Raw genomic sequence first — 18,294 nt, 5'->3', positions numbered from 1 at the left:
GATGACGCAGCAGTTCTATGTATCGCCCGAGCAACTGATGAAGGACCGTGCGGACTTCGCACGGAAAGGCATCGCACGTGGCCGTTCCGTTGTGGTCATCAGTTGCGCGGATGGCATCGCCTTGATAGCCGAGAACCCGTCACCCTCCCTGCACAAGATCGGCGAGATTTATGACAAGATCGCCTTCGCCGCAGTGGGAAAGTACAACGAATTCGAAAGCCTTCGACAGGCCGGCGTCAGGTACGCTGACGTCCGCGGCTACTCGTACGATCGCGAAGACGTGACTGCCCGCGGACTGGCGAGCGTCTACGCCCAGAGCCTGGGTGCCGTGTTCACCGCCGAACAGAAGCCGTTCGAGGTTGAACTGGCCGTAGCCGAGGTTGGCCCCACGCGGGAGCAGGATCACCTCTACCGGCTTACTTTTGATGGATCGATCGCTGACGAAAACGGCTTTGTTGTCATGGGCGGTTTGGCTGACCAGATCTCCGACGTCGTCCGTGAGGCTTGGGAGCCGGAAATCACCCTGGCCGGGGCCATGCGTTTGGCATTGCGCGCCTTGGCGACAGACAAGGAACCGGATGAACTGCCCGCCACCGCCGTCGAGGCAGCAGTGCTGTACCGCGCCTCCGAAAGCCACCGCGGATCGCGCAGGGCATTCCGGCGGCTGCTGCCCGAGGATATGACCCGGATGCTCACAGAGGAGACCTGAGATGGACAAGCGCATATTTGGCATCGAAACGGAGTTTGGAATCTCCTATTCCAGCCCGGATTCCCGTCCGCTGGCACCGGAGGAAGTGGCTCGATACCTCTTCCGCAAGGTGGTCAGCTGGGGCAGGTCCTCAAATGTGTTCCTGACCAACGGCTCGCGCCTTTACCTGGATGTGGGTTCGCATCCTGAATATGCAACGGCCGAATGTGACGACCTTGCCCAGCTCATCGCCCATGACCGTGCCGGCGAACTGATCCTGGACGACCTCGTGGACGAGGCCCAGGCAAGGCTGGCGGCGGAGGGCTTCAATGGCACGGTTTATCTCTTCAAGAACAACACCGACTCCGCAGGTAACTCTTACGGCAGCCACGAAAACTATCTCATTCCGAGGCGTGGAGAGTTCTCCCGCCTGGCCGAGATCCTCATTCCCTTCCTGGTGACCCGACAGTTGATCGCCGGGGCGGGCAAGGTCCTGAAAACCCCGCACGGCGCCACGTTCGCGTTCTCCCAGCGCGCCGATCACATCTGGGAAGGCGTGTCGTCAGCCACCACCCGTTCCCGTCCCATTATCAACACCCGCGATGAACCGCACGCAGACGCTGAGTTCTACCGTCGCCTGCACGTGATTGTGGGGGACTCCAACATGTCCGAGACCTCCGCGCTGCTCAAAGTTGGAACCGTTGACCTCATCCTCCGCATGATCGAAGCCGGAGTCATCATGCGTGACATGCGGATGGAGAATCCCATCCGAAGCATCAGGGAAATATCGCATGACCTCACCGGACGTGCGTTGGTGAGGCTTGCCAACGGCAGGCAGTTGACGGCCCTTGATATCCAACGCGAGTACCTGACGAAGGTCACCGACTTTGTGGCGACCAACGGCGCGCACAACGCCCATGTCCCACTCATCCTCGATTTGTGGAAGCGGACTTTGGATGCGATCGAAAGCGGCGACACCAGCACCATCGACACCGAAGTTGACTGGGCCATCAAGAAGAAGCTCATGGACGGCTATATGCGCCGGCATAACCTCAGCCTCGACTCGCCGCGCATTGCCCAGCTGGACCTCACGTATCACGATATTTCGCGGCAGCGCGGCCTCTTCTTCCTGCTGCAGGCCCGTGGGGCAGCACGCCGTCTGGTGACCGAGACGGACGTGAAGGACGCCGTGGACGCGCCTCCCCAGACCACCCGCGCCAAGTTGCGTGGCGACTTCGTCCGGAGGGCCCAGGAGCTCGGCCGTGACTACACCGTGGACTGGGTGCACCTGAAGCTCAATGACCGCGCACACCAGACGATCCTCTGCAAGGACCCGTTCCGCAGCGTCGACGAACGGGTGGATGCCCTCCTGGACTCTATGAGCTGACTCCCAGCTTCACGGGCTATCCTGAGTAGTGGTTTCTTCCCAAGAGGCCACCCGCTTGGATGCGCAGTGCGTCATTCCAAGTCTCCCTTGCCCCGACGAAAGTGTCTTTTTTGTGCGCCGACTCCTAGCAATTCTCCTTCCTGCCCTGCTGCTCATGACCGCGTGCGGAGGAGGAACAACTCCGGCCAGCGAGCCCACCAGCCAGACCGTTGGCGATGTCTCAAAGCTTGACTCCTTGAAGGTCACGGACAACGGCAATGACAAGGCTCCGGGAATTGAATTCTCCAAACCACTGACGGTGACCGAGCCCACTGTCAAGGTGGTCAGCGAGGGTGACGGCCAGCCTGTCAAGGCGGGCCAGATTGCCGAACTCGTGTACGTAGCCGTTGATGGCACGGACGGGAAAACACTTGAGGACGGATACGCAAACGGACCCCAGCCGATCGAGCTGTCCGAGCAGATGAAAACGGGCAATGAGCTCATTTTCAACGCGGTTGTCGGCGCTAAAGTGGGCAGCCATGTAGCTATCGCCGCTCCGGGCAGTGCCTCTGCCACGGCTCCTGCATCCACCCAGCTGGTGGTGTTCAAGATTGCCTCCGCCAAGGACGCACCGGGCCTTTTGAGCAAGGAAGAGACCGATCAACTGGACAAGGACGGCAAGCTGCCGAAGGTGGCCTTCGACGACAAGGGCGTACCGTCCGTAGAGATCCCCAAGACCGATGCTCCGGCCGGCCTGTCCGTCAAGGTTTTGTCCGAAGGCTCCGGTGATGAACTGAAGAGCTCCGACACGATCGACGCCAACTACACCGGGTGGCGCTGGGAAGACAGCACCAAGTTCGATTCCAGCTATGACCGCGGCGAGGCCGCGACGTTTGGCCTCACACAGGTCATCAAGGGCTGGACTCTGGGACTGACGGGCCAGAAGGTCGGTTCCAAGGTGCTGCTGACCATTCCTGCTGATCTTGCTTACGGAGCCAATGCTGCCGCACAGGGTAAACCTGCCGGTCCGTTGGTCTTCGTCGTGGAGATCAAGGGTAAGAAATAATTCAAGTCGCGGGCACTGGCTTAGGCTGGTATTCGACAACCACTCATCCATCCTGCAAAAGGAGCAGCCATGTCATTTGGTCAGCGTGACTTCGACCGCACCAAGCCTGAAATCGACTTCCCGGAAGGTGACGTCCCCACGGACCTCGTCATCACGGACCTCATTGAGGGCACGGGCCCGGAAGCAAAGGCCGGGGACACTGTCTCCACCCACTACGTTGGCGTCGCCTGGTCCACGGGCGAAGAGTTTGACGCTTCCTGGGGCCGCGGCGCCCCGCTCGACTTCCGCGTCGGCGTCGGCCAGGTCATCCAGGGTTGGGACCAGGGCCTGCTGGGCATGAAGGTTGGCGGTCGCCGTCGACTGGAGATCCCGTCGGAGCTGGCTTACGGCTCCCGTGGTGCCGGCGGAGCTATCAAGCCCAACGAAGCCCTGATCTTCGTGGTTGACCTCGTCGCTGTCCGCTAGGACCCGCGTTCTGCGCAAGGCGCGTTGCCCTCCGGTTCTACCGGTCGGTGACGCGCCTTGCTGCTTTCCCGCCGGACTTTAGTAACGTAGCAACCGTGTCTGCATCCCGCACCGAACGACTCCTGAACCTCCTCCTGGCTTTGCTCAATACCAAGGTGGGGCTTCCGCGTTCCGTCCTTCGCGAAAAGGTCTACCACGATTCAGCCGAGAACGACGTCGCTTTTGGGCGCATGTTCGAGCGCGACAAAGTGGACCTGAAGCAGTTCGGCTTCGAAATCGAAACATTGACCGATCCCCGCAGTTTTGGCGCCGACGACCCCGCGTCCACCCGATACCGGATCGGCAAGGACTCCAACCGGCTTCCCGAGGTGAACCTGACACCGGCAGAGAGCACGGTGCTCCTTCTGGCTGCGCAGTTGTGGGAACGCGCCGCTTTGGGTACCGCGGCAGCAAACGCCGTCCGGAAGCTGCAGGCTGCCGGTGGTTTCACGGACGTCGACCTGCCTGCCGGAGTCCAGCCCCGCATCAAGCCCGCCGGACAGGCTTTCGACGACGTCGTTGCGGCCATGCATGGCAGGCATCCGGTCCGTTTCGGCTACCTTGCGGTCAGCACTGGACGCGAGGAAGAGCGGGAAGTGGAGCCGTGGGGGCTCGGGAGCCGATTTGGACAGTGGTACCTTGTGGGGTTCGACCGGGGGAGGGTGGCCAAAAGGGTCTTCAGGCTCTCGCGCATGACAACGGCGGTGACAGTCGTGACCGGCAACAGTTTCGAGCCGCCGGCAGAATTCAACGCCCGGGCTGAGCTTGACGCCCTCAACGAGTTGCCCGTCCAACAGGCCATCCTCGATGTGGACAAGGGCCGGCTGCTTGCCCTGCGAAAACGGGCTGCGCCGCACGGATCGGTTTCGGCCACCAGCGATCGTGACCGCATCGCGGTGGAGTTCAGGGATCCTGAACAACTCGCCGAAGAATTGGCATCCTACGGGCCACACGCCACGGTGATTGGACCCGCTGAGTTGCGGGCCGCCGTCGTCCGCCGCCTTAAAACTGCCTTGGACTTCGACGCCGCGGCGGAGCCACCGGTGATCTTTCCCGAAGCCGGGCCGACGCCGCGGGCGCGCAAGCGTACATCGGAGGACCAGCTGGCCAGGATGCTGCAGCTGGTCCCGTTCCTGGTCCACCACCAGGGCCTGCACATCCAGGAAGTCGCAGACCACTTCGGCATCAGCCGCAAAGCGCTGATAGACGATCTGAAGATCCTGATCTGTTCCGGCTTGCCCGAAGGCTATCCGGACGACCTCCTGGACATCCAATGGGAAAACGACCATGTCTACATCTCCGAGCACCTGGACCTGAACCGCCCCGTACGCTTCAGCGAGGACGAAGCGGCGGCCCTGCTGACCGGGCTGGCCATGCTGGGAGATCTGCCCGCCCTGGCGGGCATGCCCGAAGACGAACCCGGGAGCGCACTGGAGTCCGTCACCATCAAGCTGACCGGCGCTGCAGGGCAGGCTGGTCGGCTGGCAGGTTCGGTAGCAGGCCAATCGGTGGCGCCCGAACAATCCCAGGCCTTCGCCACCATCACCAAGGCCATCCGGGAAGGTCAGCAGCTCCGCCTAACGTACCTGTCGCTCCAGCGGGACGAAGTCACCGAACGGGATGTCGACCCGCTGCGGCTCTATTCGCTGGACAACACCTGGTACTTCGAGGCCTATTGCCACAGCAAGGAAGGGCTCCGAAACTTCCGGTTGGACAGGGTGGAGTCCCTGGAGCCGAACGGCCGTCCCGCTTCAGGTACGGTGACAGCCCGGGACGCCTTCCCCGCGCGGCTCTACACTCCCAGCGATGACGACGTGCTGGTAGTACTGCAACTCACCCGGCAGGGAGCCGGACTGGCTGACGACTACTACGCGGAGCGCACGGCGCAATTGCCCGACGGCGGTCTCCTCGCCGAGGTCCGGTTCGGCAGCGCAGAGTGGCTGCCCATGTTCATTTCGCAACACGGCGGCTCGGTGCGGATCCTCGACCCCGAGACCTTGCGGCAGGCAACCCGTGCATGGCTCAACCGGGCCCTGGCCGGGTACGACTCTTCGTCGGCCGGCCGGGCTGGCTAGACTACTCAGATGCCTTGGTGGTTCTGGATCCTGTTGTGGATCGCGCTCATTGCCCTTTCGTTGCTCCTCCACGTGACGTTGGGGTATCGCTTGTTCAGGAAATTCATGACAACTGTTCATGAATTGGCTGATGCAGGTAAACGTTTCAGCAACCTTCCGCCGGTCCCGAAAACCTCTGATGTTGAAACGGCCGCAGACCGCCCTGAACCGGGCTCCGCCATTTTTGCCTCCCCGGAGCAGATGCGTCATGATTACCTGACGGCCAAAGCCTCCCGACAGGAAGTTCGGCGTCAAAAACGCGTCAAACGCAAAGCCGAGCGGGGTCAGCCACAGTCCCTGCACGACATAGAATTCAGATAGACGTAGGATGTATCCAAAAGGAAAGGACCTCCCCACATGAGGCTCGAAGGCTGGCATCTCATCATCATCATCGTCCTGGCTCTGGTGCTCTTCGCCGCACCGAAGCTGCCGTCCATGGCACGCAGCATTGGACAGTCGATGCGCATTTTCAAGTCTGAAGTCCGGGAAATGAAGAAGGACGGTTCTTCCGAAACGAAGGACTCGCAGGAACCTTCTGACGCCGTTGAAGGCAAAGTGGTAGGTCACCCGGATGTGAAGGCACAGAACAACGGCGAGACCGACGTTCCGCCCGCCAACCGCGTCTAAGAAGAGTGGTAGAAACGAAGGGGCGCAAGGCCAACCCCGAAGCCCGGATGGCGCTCCTTGACCACCTCAAGGAGCTGAGGAACCGGCTCTTCAAGGCTGCTATCGGCGTCATCGTCGGAACCGTGGTGGGCTTCATCCTCTACCAGCCTCTCCTTGAAGCGCTGATCAAACCGATCAAGGACCTCAACGAAAAAGAAGGCAGGGCGGCCACCCTGAACTTTGACGGCGTCGCAAGTTCGTTCGACCTCATGGTCCAGGTATCGGTGTTCCTTGGCGTGATACTTTCCAGCCCCATATGGATCTATCAGCTGTGGGCGTTCATCGTGCCCGGGCTTCACAAAAAGGAACGCCGTCTGGCGCTGTCGTTTGTGGCTGCGGCAGTTCCACTGTTCATCGGCGGCGTCCTCCTCGCGTGGCTCGTGCTTCCCAACGCCGTGCGCGTGCTGACCGACTTCACCCCGGTGGGCGGCTCAAACTTCATCAGCGCAGAGATCTATTTGGCGTTCGTCCTGCGGCTCCTGTTGGCTTTCGGTATCGCTTTCCTTGTCCCAGTGGTACTGGTTGGCTTGAACCTGGCAGGAATCGTCAAAGGCAAGCAACTCGTTAAGAGCTGGCGGATCACCATCTTCCTGGTGTGCCTCTTCGCGGCCATGGCTGCTCCGGGCGCTGACGCCATGAGCATGTTCTACCTGGCAGCCCCCATGTTGCTACTCTTCTTCGCGGCCATTGGAGTGTGCCTCCTCAATGACCGTCGACGGGAGCGCCGGGCCCTGAAGCGTGCCGCTGAGACTGAAGCCACTGCGGACATCGCCACCTCTGCCGCAGATCTGGAGAATCTCTAGACCATGGCCTACTAGGCTTGAGCCATGTCCTCCATTTCCGGGTCTCCATCACCGTCCGACCGTTACCAGGCCGCAGCCCAGCGGGCGGCCGAGTCGAAAACGTATCTCGGATCCTTTGCCCGTTCGCTCGAATTCGATCTCGACGACTTCCAACGTGAGGCGTGCCGCTCCCTGCAGGAGGGGCGTGGAGTCCTCGTGGCGGCCCCCACGGGAGCCGGAAAGACGATCGTTGGCGAGTTTGCCATCTACCTTGCCTTGGAACGCGGCCTCAAGGCCTTTTACACCACCCCCATCAAGGCACTGAGCAACCAGAAGTTCTCTGAACTGGCGGCCAAGTACGGTGCGGCCAACGTGGGTTTGCTGACCGGTGACACCACCATCAACGGCGATGCTCCCGTGGTGGTCATGACCACCGAGGTGCTTCGGAACATGTTGTACGCCGACTCGGAGACCCTTGGCGATTTGGGCTTCGTGGTCATGGATGAGGTCCACTACTTGGCAGACCGCTTCCGCGGGGCAGTGTGGGAGGAAGTCATCATCCACTTGCCCAGCGAAGTGCAGGTTGCGTCGCTCAGCGCTACCGTTTCCAACGCCGAAGAATTTGGCGCCTGGTTGGACACCGTCAGGGGCGACACCGACGTCATTGTCTCCGAACACCGGCCCGTCCCGCTCTGGCAGCACGTGATGGTGGGCCGGGAAATCGTGGACCTCTTTGCCGGCGACACCACCTTCGATGAGATTGCTCCACCCGCGCCGGAACGGCAGGATCCCGAGGTGCCGGATCTGTCGGAAAATGCCGAGATCCCGGTCGAGCCTGCCGTCCCGCAACGCCGGAAAGTGGCCTCCGCGCGGTCCACATCCCTGAAGGCCAGCCATAGCGTCAACAGTCCGGAATTCGAAGTCAACCCCGATCTGTTGGCCATGGCCCGCTCGGAAAGCAGGATGAACACAGCCGGGCGGTACGGGCATGGGGGCCGGAGCCGTCGCCGCCAGGACCGATACCGGGATGACAGGCAGCAGTCCGAGCAGCGCAGCCCGGTCCGGAAAGCCAGCCGCCCCCAGGTCATCGAGAGCCTGCGGCGGCAGGATCTGTTGCCGGCCATCACGTTCATCTTCTCCAGGGCCGGCTGTGACGCTGCAGTGGCCCAGTGCGCGGCATCGGGTTTGTGGCTCACAACCGAGCGGGAACAACAGATCATTGCCCAGCGTGTGGACGAGGCAAGCCACGAAATTCCTGCCGACGATCTCGACGTCCTTGGCTTTTGGGGCTGGCGGGACGGACTTGTCAGGGGCTTCGCCGCCCATCACGCCGGCATGCTCCCCACCTTCAAGGAAGTGGTGGAAAAGCTCTTCGCAGACGGACTGGTCAAAGCCGTCTTCGCCACGGAAACCCTCGCTCTGGGCGTCAACATGCCTGCGCGCTGCGTGGTCCTGGAGAAGCTCGAGAAGTTCAACGGCGAAGCGCACGTCAACATCACCGCGGGGGAGTACACCCAGCTCACGGGTCGCGCTGGACGACGCGGCATCGACGTCGAAGGCCATGCCGTGGTCCTGTGGCAGCCCGGAACCGATCCCACCGCCGTCGCCGGGCTTGCTTCCCGGCGCACCTACCCCCTGAACTCCAGCTTCCGCCCCACGTACAACATGAGCATCAACTTGATCGCCCAGTTCGGCCGGGTGCGGGCACGTGAAATCCTTGAGTCGTCGTTCGCCCAGTTCCAGGCGGACCGATCCGTCGTTGGCCTCGCCCGGCAGGTGCGCGGACGCGAAGAGTCACTGGCTGGGTATGCGAAGTCCATGCAATGCCATTTAGGGGACTTCACCGAGTACTCCAAGCTCCGCCGCGACCTCAGCGATGCCGAGAACTTCGCGGCACGGGACAACCAGCGTGCCCGCCGGTCCCACGTAGCCGACTCGTTGACACGGTTGATACCCGGCGACGTCATCAGCATCTACAGCGGCAGGTTGGCTGGGCATGCGGTGGTCCTCGAAGTGGACCGTAACGCCCGCGAGCCCAGGCCCTCTGTGCTGACGTCCGATAACCAGCTCCGGCGCATCGGTGTCCACGACCTCGAAGGGCCTGTGTCCCCGGTGACCCGGATTAGGATCCCCAAGTCCTTCAATTCCAAGGTACCCAAGTCCCGGCGCGACCTGGCCGCGGCAATGCGTCATGCCATCAGTGAAGACGTGCCGCACAGCCGTCATCACAGCAGGCACGAGGACTTCGGTTTGGGCGCCCGGCTCCCGGACCAGGAAAAGAAGATCGCGGATCTCCGGCGTGCGTTGCGCGCGCACCCGTGCCATGGGTGCAGCGAACGCGAGGACCACGCGCGATGGTCGGAGCGCTGGTGGAAGTTGCGCAAGGAAACCGACGGGCTGGTCCGCCAGATCCAAGGCAGGACCAATACGATCGCCAAGACGTTCGATCGTGTCTGCGATGTCCTCTCAGCCTATGGTTATCTGGAAACGGATGACACGGGCCAGGTAACTATCAGCGCCGATGGGCAGCGTCTCCGCCGGATCTACGGCGAAAAGGACCTCCTCATCTCCCAGTCCGTGCGGCAGGGCGCCATCAACGACCTCGACGCCGCCGAGCTGGCCTCCCTGGCCAGCACCTTGGTGTACCAGGCCAAGCGCGAGGACCGTGGGTTGCGGCCGAAGATGCCGACGGTCTCGCTCGAGTCAGCCGTGGACATCGTGGTGCGCGAATGGTCCCAGTTGGAGGACACAGAAGAACACCACCGGCTCCCGCTCACCGGGGAGCCCGAACTTGGACTGATGTGGCCGATGTACAAGTGGGCCAAGGGACGCCACCTGCAGGATGTCCTCAGCGGAACCGACCTCGCTGCAGGGGACTTCGTCCGTTGGGCGAAGCAGGTAGTGGATCTTCTGGACCAATTAGCCAAGATTCCGCAACTGGACCCACGCCTGTCCAGGATCTGCCGTGAGTCCATTGACCTGGTCCGGCGCGGCGTCGTGGCCTATTCCACCGTGGCCTGACGCCATCTCCATGAATTACCGCCTTCAACCGCTCAAGGAGCTCAACGCATGAACCAGCCAGGCGCGCCTGCCGGCAATGACCACACAGGGACCGGCAAGAAGGTCACCATGTACCGCAATGGTTCGATCTATACGGCTGCGGATCCGTTCGCAACAGCCATGGTGGTGGACGGCGATACCGTCGCCTGGGTGGGTTCGGAGCAGGCCGCAACGTCCATTGCCGATTCATCGATGGACATCATCGACCTTCGCGGAGCCCTGCTGGCACCGGGTTTTGTCGACTCGCATGCGCACCTGACCGAAACCGGTCTGGCCTTGTCGGGCTTGCAGCTTGGCGCTGTGCGTTCGGCCAGGGAACTGCTCGACGCCGTTGCTTCCTCGGGCGGTACGGGAACCATCCTGGGCCACGGCTGGGACGAGACGCTCTGGGATGATCCCACGTTGCCCACCCTCGAGGAACTGGAACGGGCATCGGGCGGCCGCCAGGTGTACCTTTCACGCATCGATGTCCACTCCGCCCTGGTCTCGGCCTCGTTGGCCGCTGCGGCCAACCTGAACGGCCTGGACGGCTGGGCGGGGACCGCGCAGGCAGTGCGGGCGGCACACACCGCGGCCCGGTTGACGGCCCGGCAGTTCCCGGAAGCGCAGCGACGCGCATACCAGGAGCAGGCCTTGAAGGAAGCCTCCGCCAACGGCTACGTCGCGCTGGCGGAAATGTCCGCCCCCCACATCTGCGGCCCGGAAGACCTTCGCTTGGCGGCATCGTGGAATGGTCAGCCCGGAAGTCCCGAGGTACTTCCGTACTGGGGTGAGTTGGCTACCTCCGAAGAGCACGCCCGGAGCATCCTGGCTGGCTTGGGTACCGAAGTGCGGGGACTCGCCGGGGACCTGAACATGGACGGATCCATCGGTTCAAGGACGGCCGCGTTGGTGAATGACTATTCGGACGCACCGGGTGAACGCGGCAACCTGTACCTGACGGTGGACGACGCGGCAAAGCACATCGCGGCTACATCGCTGCTGGGCATCCAGGCCGGATTCCACGTGATTGGTGACGCTGGATTGGCCGCCGTTCTGGACGCGATGGACGTGGCCGCCGCCGAGGTGGGGGAGCAGCGTATCCGTGCAGCGGGCCACCGGCTGGAACACGTCGAGATGGCTGACCAGGCCGCCATCGACAGGTTGGCCAAGTACTCCGTCACCGTCAGTGTGCAGCCGGGATTCGACTCCGCCTGGGGTGCCGCTGGTGGCTTGTATTCTCAGCGTCTCGGCGGGCGAAGCCAATCCATGAATCCTTTCGCTTCCTTCTATGCCAGTGGCGTCCCCATTGCCTTCGGCAGTGACAGCCCTGTGACTCCATTGCGCCCCTGGTCCAGCGTCCGCGCCTGTTTGGAGCACAGCAATCCGGAGCAGCGAATCTCGGCGAGGGCCGCTTTCCTGGGCCACACGCGGGCCGGCTGGCGGGCCACCAAGCATCGGAACCCCCTGATGGGCCAACTCGTGCCGGGCGCCCCGGCCAGTTTCGCTGTGTGGGAAGTAGAGGAGCTGATGGTCCAGGTTGCTGACAGCAGGGTCCAGTCCTGGAGCACGGACCCCCGGGCGCGGACACCCCTTCTGCCTGCGTTGGACACCGGTACTGATCCGCGTTGCCTCCAGACCGTCCGCGAAGGACAGGAACTATTCGCCCATGAGGCACTCCGCGTCTAGTCCCCGAATTTTGTCCCAAGAGGGTGCCGCTGAACTGGGAAGACAGACAGATCCGCAGGTCATTGGCTGGTTGACAGCGTGCGGTGAGTCCGTAGCATTGAGGCTCAACGGATGATCAACTCAGAGGCAGCTCACGGAGCCTAACGGTCCAGCCGTGGCCGGTTTTCCTGATGGCGGCGCATGAGTGGGCAGGTCCACGGTGACCCAGAAAACAGTTTGACCGGGACTTCACTTCCCGACACTACTGGCCCTGGGCTTGCGGACCTGCCCGCACATGTGTCCGGCACCACAGCCGCCCGAGGAGGTCCCGGCGTCGTCCTATAATGGAGAGTTGCGCCAGAATGCCAGCCGACTGGCTGGTCCGGCACACTGACCGCTCCATCAAGGAAAGGCCTCTTCTTGCGTGTCCTGACGATCATTCCCACCTACAACGAGCTCGAATCGCTCCCCAAGACCCTCGGGCGCCTCCGCGCGGCAGTCCCCGATTCCGATGTCCTGGTGGTTGACGACAACAGCCCTGATGGCACGGGACAGTTGGCCGACGGCTTCGCCGCGGAGGACAGCAACGTCCACGTCCTGCATCGGAAGGGCAAGGAGGGTCTCGGGGCCGCCTACATCGCCGGCTTCAAGTGGGGCCTTGCTGCCGGTTACGACGTCCTGGTCGAAATGGACGCCGATGGTTCGCACCAGCCGGAGCAACTTCCCCTTCTCCTGGAAGCCGTCAAAGACGGAGCGGACCTGGCCATGGGTTCCCGTTGGGTGGAAGGCGGAAGTGTCGTCAACTGGCCGCTCTACCGTCAAGCCATCTCCCGGGTCGGCAGCACGTATGCCCGCATCATGCTGGGCGTCAAAATCAAGGATGTCACCGGTGGCTACCGCGCGTTCCGTCGCAGCACGCTGGAAGCGCTGAACCTGGACGAAGTCGAGTCGGTTGGCTACGGCTTCCAAGTCGACCTTGCCTGGCGCGTAGCCAAGCTGGGCCTGCGCATCGAGGAGCGCCCCATCACGTTCGTGGAGCGCGAACTCGGTGCCTCGAAGATGAGCGGCAACATCGTGGTGGAAGCCATGATCAACGTCACCAGGTGGGGCCTGGCCGCACGCTGGGCAAAGCTCACCCGGAAGTCGCCGGCGGTCGCCAAGTAACCGCCACAACACAAAAAGGCCGGCTCCGATTTCCCTACGGGAATCGGAGCCGGCCTTTGGTGTATCTGGCTTGCTATGCGGAGCGGCGTTCTCCACGGCGCTCACGCAGAATGTTCAAACGATCCTCGAGGATCTGCTCCAGCTCGGGAAGGCTGCGGCGCTCAAGGAGCATGTCCCAGTGCGTGCGGACAGCTTTCTCGTTGGCGTCCACGGGACGCTCGCCATCAACCAGGAGTGCTTCCTTGCCGGTCTTGGAAACCCAAACCGGGGGGATCTCGGCTTCGGAGGAGAAGGTCACGAAGACCTGCTCTCCATCTTCGCAACGGTACTCGACCCGCTGGCGCGGTGCCGGCTCAACACCGGATTCAGTTTCCATGCTCTGGGCGCCAAGACGCATACCCCGCAGGCTGCGATCGCTCATGATTACTCCCTCTGTCTGTTCGCGGAGCAGTAACCCCGCGCTAGCCGTAAGCCGTTTTCACGATCCTTACGGACTACTTCTGCACACCTTGCATCACTAATTGCAACGCTTGGCCAAGCTTTTATGTTCCATCCGCGCTGAACCAGCCGGACAAATATCCCATTATACGCGGATCGGCGCCCTCTACTCAAAAAGGCCTCAAACGCAACGAGCGGCCAGCCGCTGGGGCTGGCCGCTCAATGCGTCTTGGCGCTGATTCAGCCGGGCTTACTCAGCTGATCGGGTTGGCGCTACCGGCGCGGGTTCGGTGGACTTCGCTGTTTCGTTGCCGCCAAAAAGGCCGGCTACGGGGGACTCTCCCGTGGTACCCCCGAGGGCACCACCAATTCCCTTGAGTGCCTCGCCGACTTCGCTGGGAATGATCCACAGCTTGTTCGAGCTGCCCTCGGCAAGCTTGGGAAGCGTCTGCAGGTATTGGTATGCCAGCAGCTTTTGGTCCGGGTTGCCCTTGTGAATAGCGTCGAACACCTTCTGGATGGCCTGGGCTTCACCGTCAGCACGGAGGATGGCTGCTTTCGCGTCACCTTCAGCGGCGAGGATCGCAGCTTGGCGCTGGCCTTCGGCCGTGAGGATCTGCGACTGTTTGGTTCCCTCGGCGGTCAGGATGGCCGCACGACGGTCCCGTTCTGCACGCATCTGCTTCTCCATCGAATCCTGGATGGAGTGGGGCGGATCAATTGCCTTGAGCTCGACCCGGGAAACGCGGATTCCCCAGCGGCCCGTTGCTTCGTCCAGCACGCCACGGAGTTGGCCGTTGATCTGGTCGCGGGAAGTGAGGGCCTCTTCGAGGTTGAGCCCACCCACCACGTTACGCAGCGTGGTTGTCGTCAGCTGCTCTACGGCCTGGATGTAGTTGGCGATTTCGTAGGTAGCCGCCCTGGGATCGGTGACCTGGAAGTACACCACGGTGTCGATCGAGACCACCAGGTTGTCTTCGGTGATGACCGGTTGTGGCGGGAACGACACAACCTGCTCGCGCAGGTCAAGCAACGGCAGGAGCCGGTCGACGAACGGGATCAGGATGGTGAGTCCCGGATTGAGCGTGCGCTGGTACTTACCGAGCCGTTCAACGACGCCGGCGCGCGCCTGCGGGATGATCCTCACCGAGCGGACCAACACTATGATCACAAATATGACGAGAACAATCAGCACAATTGCTGCTGCTGTTCCTCCTAAGCCGTCCATACATCTCCTTCGTTCCCCAATTGCGTGGTTTGATGCCGCTGTGCACGGGCGGGCTCTCCTGCCCGGCAACCAACTGGATTAAGGCCGCACCTTAGTGCGGGCTGTTTTCGGCGGACGAGGCGACTACCGCCGTCGCGCCGTCAATTCTGGTGACCTGGACTGTTGCTCCGGCGTCCAGGGTGCCCGCGGCGCTGCGGGCCGTCCATACATCGCCGCCAATTTTGACGAGTCCACTGGTGCCGGTAACGGCTTCAATGACCAGCGCCGACTGTCCGATCAGGCGGTCGATGTTGGAACGCTGCTCTTCAGGACCTTTGTGGAGGTGCTTGAGGGCGACGGGCCGGAGGAAGACGATCATCAAGAGGGAAACCACGCAGAAGATGACGATTTGGAGCCAGAATTCGGCTCCGGCGAAGTCGGCGATCAGGCCGGCGAGAGCCCCGCCACCCAGCATGATGAAGAAGAGGTCGAGAGTCAGCATCTCCACCACTGCAAACGCGAGGAAGACGGTGAGCCACAGTGCCCACCAATTCTCGCCGAGCCATTCGAACATCGGTTCCCCCTTGGTCCCGGATCCCCTCAAAAGGGACCACAGTCGCTGTTCTTCCATCCTAGCCCGACGTGCCGTCCCACGTCAGGACACGGTGAATACGCTGATCCGGAACATCGCTGTGGTGGAAACGGAACCGTCGAAAGCGGCCAATTCAGCCAACTTCCCGGCCTTAAAGTGGTGCCCCGCCGGTCCCATATATGCGAGGTCCGCCATCTCCGGGCCGCGCAGCGTCAGGGCGATGTCCAGGTCCATACTGGACGTTGACGTGAAATGCCCACGCATGGACTCGGCGAGGCGTTCCGCTTTGCCTTCCTCGATGCCGAGCATGCCCGTGCGCTCCGCGATCCCGGCCAGGTGGCCCGGCCGTGGAGTCACTACCAACAGCGTCCCCCCGGGACGAAGGACGCGGGCGAACTCCGCCGGATTCCGCGGGGCAAAGACCACCATGATGGCGTCCACGGTGCCGTCCGCCAGCGGCAAGGGACGCCAAATGTCCCAGACGAGGTTGGCCGCCTCCGGATTGAGCCGGGCAGCCCGCCGAAGGGCGAACTTGGAGATGTCCAGTCCTACGGCCGAAGCGCCGGACCGCTGCATGGCCTGGTGCAGGTAGTGGCCTGTTCCCGTACCAGCGTCAAGGATGAGGGAGCCCGGCCCGTGGAGCACCGCCCTCACTGACTCCGCGACTGCCCCGGCAAGGTCGTCATAGTGTCCCGCGTCGAGGAAACGGTGCCGCGCTGCAACCATCGCGGCGGAATCGGCTTCGAATACCGTGCCCTTGCCGGTCAGCAGGTTGAAGTAGCCCTGCCGTGCCGCATCGAAAAGGTGCCCGGAATCGCAGGAAAGTGTCCGCTGCTGCTTCTCCAGGAGCCGTAACGCCCCACGGCAGACAGGACAGCGAAGGGCCGCGACAGCATCAGGCAACATGGCTCCAATCCTACGGTGGGACGGAGTGTCTGGTGCCCTCGCCGCAACCGTCGGGCTAGGCTCACCAACGTGAAACCCGAGCAACTGCCTTTGCTGAACTCCGTGTCCGCGCCCGCCATCCACCCTGATGGCAGCAAAGCCGTCGTGTCCGTCACCAGGCCAGACTTCGACGCGGACAACTACGTCGGCCAGCTCTGGACGGTCCCGCTGGACAGCACCAAACATTCGCGCCGGATCACCCGCGGGTTCCGTGACACCTCCCCGGCGTTCTCGCCCGACGGACTGGTCCTGGCCTTCATCCGCAGCGAACCAGACGGTAAGCCGCAACTCTTCGTGGTGGAAGCGGCCGGCGGGGAGCCCCAGCGGATCACGGACCAACAGCTGGGAGTCTCCGGCTTCAGGTGGGGGCCGGACTCCCACCGCATTGCCTTCACCTCGCGCGTACCGGAGCAGGGGCGCTACGGAACGGTCGACGGCGTCGGTTCCGGAGCTGAGGACGCCCGCCTGGTCACTGCAAACCAGTACAGGATGAACGGGCTCGGCTATACCGCCGACCAGCGCCAGCAACTGTTCATCGTGGAGGTACCGGAGCTGGGCGGCGAACCGGCCGTCACCCCGCGGGGCAGGGCCGCGCACGAACAGCCGAAGAATCCATCCAAGGGAATTCCCGCGGCAAAGCAGCTCACGTTCGGCGATTCCGACCATGAGTCCCCATGCTTCTCCGCTGACGGCAGGGAGCTCTACTTCGTGGCGGCCCTCCATGAAGGGCACGACGACGACCTTGTCACCTCCGTCTACCGGATCGCCACTGATGGCGGCCAGCCGACCGCCGTCGAACCTTCCAACGCCGGACGCCAAACCGTGACGGACGTCCTCGCATCCGCCGACGGCAAGTGGCTGTTCTATCTTGCGCAGGACATGGGTGGCACGGGCCGGGACTTCGTCGCGCGAAACACCGTGCTCCATGTCATGCCCGTCAGTGGGGGAGAGGCCGTGGCCCTGACCGACGTCGAACATTTGGATGCGTCAGGACCAATGGAACCCAGTGGTCCCGACAGTGTGCTGGTTCTGAACACCGCACTGGGCAGCGTCGAACTTCTGGAGGTGACCGCGGAGGGCTCTATCACCCCGCTGGTGCACGGGGCCAGGGTAGTCATCGGCGCCACGGTGGCTGCGAACGGCGAAATCGCGGTCAGCTTCTCCGACGCCGCCACAGCGGGCGACGTCGCCACGTTGGAACGTGGTGAAATCCGGCTCCTCACGGACTTCTCGGCCGCACTCCGGAACGACTCACAGGTCATTGAGCCCAGGGAATTCGAGGCACCTTCCGGAGACGGGCACCCTGTCCAGGGCTGGGTTGTGCTACCGGACGGGCCCGGCCCACATCCGGTCCTCCTCAACATCCACGGCGGCCCGTTTGCCCAGTACACCGGAGCTTTCTTCGACGAAGCACAGGTGTATGCTGCGGCAGGATACGCGGTCATCATGTGCAACCCACGCGGTTCCTCCGGCTACGGCCAAGCGCACGGACGTGCAATCAAAGAACGCATGGGTACTGTGGATATGCAGGACGTCCTGGCGTTCCTTGACGCCGCCCTGGCGGGTTTCGGCGCGCTGGATAAGGACCGGGTGGGAATCATGGGCGGATCATATGGCGGTTACCTGACCGCATGGACCATCGCGCATGACCACCGGTTCAAGGCCGCGATCGTTGAGCGCGGTTTCCTGGACCCTGTCAGCTTCGCCGGCTCATCCGACATTGGTTGGTTCTTCGGCGCGGAATACATCGGCGGGTCGGCCGCCCAGATGGCGTCGCAAAGCCCCATGGCTGTTGTCACCAACGTCGACACTCCCACTCTGGTGGTGCACAGCGAAAACGATCTTCGTTGCCCGGTTGAGCAGGGACAGCGGTACTACTCGCAGCTCAAGGCGCAAGGTGTGGAAACAGCCTTCCTGGTCTTCCCTGGTGAGGATCACGAACTGTCCCGTTCCGGCACTCCGCATCATCGAAGGCAGCGCTTCGACCACATCCTTCGCTGGTGGGCGCAGTACCTTCCTACGGCTTCCAATCACCTGGCGGCATAGGATTTTGCA

At 62.7% G+C, this 18,294-nt stretch carries 16 protein-coding genes; 12 read left to right on the top strand and 4 right to left on the bottom strand.

The annotated features are described in order from the left end of the window. The first annotated feature begins 1 nt into the window (after position 1). From prcA to J2Y68_RS01270, 11 genes are all read left to right on the top strand, one after another. Positions 2-709, top strand: coding sequence for a proteasome subunit alpha (gene prcA / locus J2Y68_RS01320; protein ID WP_309988724.1), 708 nt, complete (start codon positions 2-4; stop codon positions 707-709). A gap of 1 nt (position 710) precedes the next feature. Next, entirely contained in the window at positions 711-2,075 is a 1,365-nt protein-coding gene (gene pafA / locus J2Y68_RS01315; protein ID WP_309988721.1) for a Pup--protein ligase, read from the top strand. A gap of 112 nt (positions 2,076-2,187) precedes the next feature. After that, entirely contained in the window at positions 2,188-3,120 is a 933-nt protein-coding gene (locus tag J2Y68_RS01310) for an FKBP-type peptidyl-prolyl cis-trans isomerase (RefSeq protein WP_309988718.1), read from the top strand. 69 nt (positions 3,121-3,189) lie between these two features. Further along, positions 3,190-3,585: an FKBP-type peptidyl-prolyl cis-trans isomerase gene (locus tag J2Y68_RS01305; protein WP_017200957.1), complete on the top strand. Its 396-nt coding sequence runs from the start codon at positions 3,190-3,192 to the stop codon at positions 3,583-3,585. A 95-nt stretch (positions 3,586-3,680) separates the two neighbouring features. Further along, the gene (locus J2Y68_RS01300) at positions 3,681-5,699 is read left to right on the top strand and encodes a helix-turn-helix transcriptional regulator (protein ID WP_309988715.1); all 2,019 of its coding nucleotides are present in this window, start codon (positions 3,681-3,683) and stop codon (positions 5,697-5,699) included. A 9-nt stretch (positions 5,700-5,708) separates the two neighbouring features. Beyond that, entirely contained in the window at positions 5,709-6,059 is a 351-nt protein-coding gene (locus J2Y68_RS01295) for a hypothetical protein (protein WP_309988712.1), read from the top strand. Between the two features lie 36 nt (positions 6,060-6,095). Then, on the top strand, positions 6,096-6,365 hold the full coding sequence (gene tatA, locus J2Y68_RS01290) for a Sec-independent protein translocase subunit TatA (RefSeq protein ID WP_211712379.1): 270 nt from the start codon (positions 6,096-6,098) through the stop codon (positions 6,363-6,365). A gap of 5 nt (positions 6,366-6,370) precedes the next feature. Then, on the top strand, positions 6,371-7,207 hold the full coding sequence (tatC, locus tag J2Y68_RS01285; protein WP_309988710.1) for a twin-arginine translocase subunit TatC: 837 nt from the start codon (positions 6,371-6,373) through the stop codon (positions 7,205-7,207). Between the two features lie 24 nt (positions 7,208-7,231). Further along, positions 7,232-10,207 (top strand): DEAD/DEAH box helicase, encoded by a 2,976-nt coding sequence (locus tag J2Y68_RS01280; RefSeq protein ID WP_309988707.1) that lies wholly within the window; start codon positions 7,232-7,234, stop codon positions 10,205-10,207. A gap of 48 nt (positions 10,208-10,255) precedes the next feature. Beyond that, positions 10,256-11,914, top strand: a complete 1,659-nt coding sequence (locus tag J2Y68_RS01275) for an amidohydrolase (RefSeq protein ID WP_309988704.1) — start codon at positions 10,256-10,258, stop codon at positions 11,912-11,914. A gap of 399 nt (positions 11,915-12,313) precedes the next feature. Beyond that, a complete protein-coding gene (locus J2Y68_RS01270; protein ID WP_211712375.1) occupies positions 12,314-13,057 on the top strand; it encodes a polyprenol monophosphomannose synthase in 744 nt (247 codons plus the stop codon). Positions 13,058-13,130: 73 nt separating this feature from the next. Here J2Y68_RS01270 and J2Y68_RS01265 read toward each other — a convergent pair whose 3' ends face one another. From J2Y68_RS01265 to J2Y68_RS01250, 4 genes are all read right to left on the bottom strand, one after another. After that, positions 13,131-13,478: an RNA polymerase-binding protein RbpA gene (locus tag J2Y68_RS01265; protein ID WP_011774875.1), complete on the bottom strand. Its 348-nt coding sequence runs from the start codon at positions 13,476-13,478 to the stop codon at positions 13,131-13,133. A gap of 267 nt (positions 13,479-13,745) precedes the next feature. Continuing rightward, positions 13,746-14,723 carry an SPFH domain-containing protein gene (locus tag J2Y68_RS01260; RefSeq protein WP_309988702.1) on the bottom strand — a complete coding sequence of 326 codons (978 nt, stop codon included), beginning with the start codon at positions 14,721-14,723 and terminating at the stop codon, positions 13,746-13,748. A gap of 91 nt (positions 14,724-14,814) precedes the next feature. Beyond that, positions 14,815-15,276, bottom strand: a complete 462-nt coding sequence (locus J2Y68_RS01255) for an NfeD family protein (protein WP_309988699.1) — start codon at positions 15,274-15,276, stop codon at positions 14,815-14,817. Between the two features lie 81 nt (positions 15,277-15,357). Continuing rightward, positions 15,358-16,200 (bottom strand): methyltransferase domain-containing protein, encoded by an 843-nt coding sequence (locus J2Y68_RS01250; protein WP_309988696.1) that lies wholly within the window; start codon positions 16,198-16,200, stop codon positions 15,358-15,360. Between the two features lie 69 nt (positions 16,201-16,269). Between J2Y68_RS01250 and J2Y68_RS01245 the strand changes: the two genes are divergently transcribed. Then, positions 16,270-18,285 (top strand): S9 family peptidase, encoded by a 2,016-nt coding sequence (locus J2Y68_RS01245; protein ID WP_309988693.1) that lies wholly within the window; start codon positions 16,270-16,272, stop codon positions 18,283-18,285. Positions 18,286-18,294: the final 9 nt, after the last annotated feature.

Source organism: Paenarthrobacter nitroguajacolicus (genome assembly GCF_031455195.1).
Classification (GTDB): Bacteria; Actinomycetota; Actinomycetes; order Actinomycetales; family Micrococcaceae; genus Arthrobacter; species Arthrobacter nitroguajacolicus_D.
Note: the sequence above shows the minus strand (reverse complement) of the source record. Positions and strands in the feature narration are given on the sequence as shown.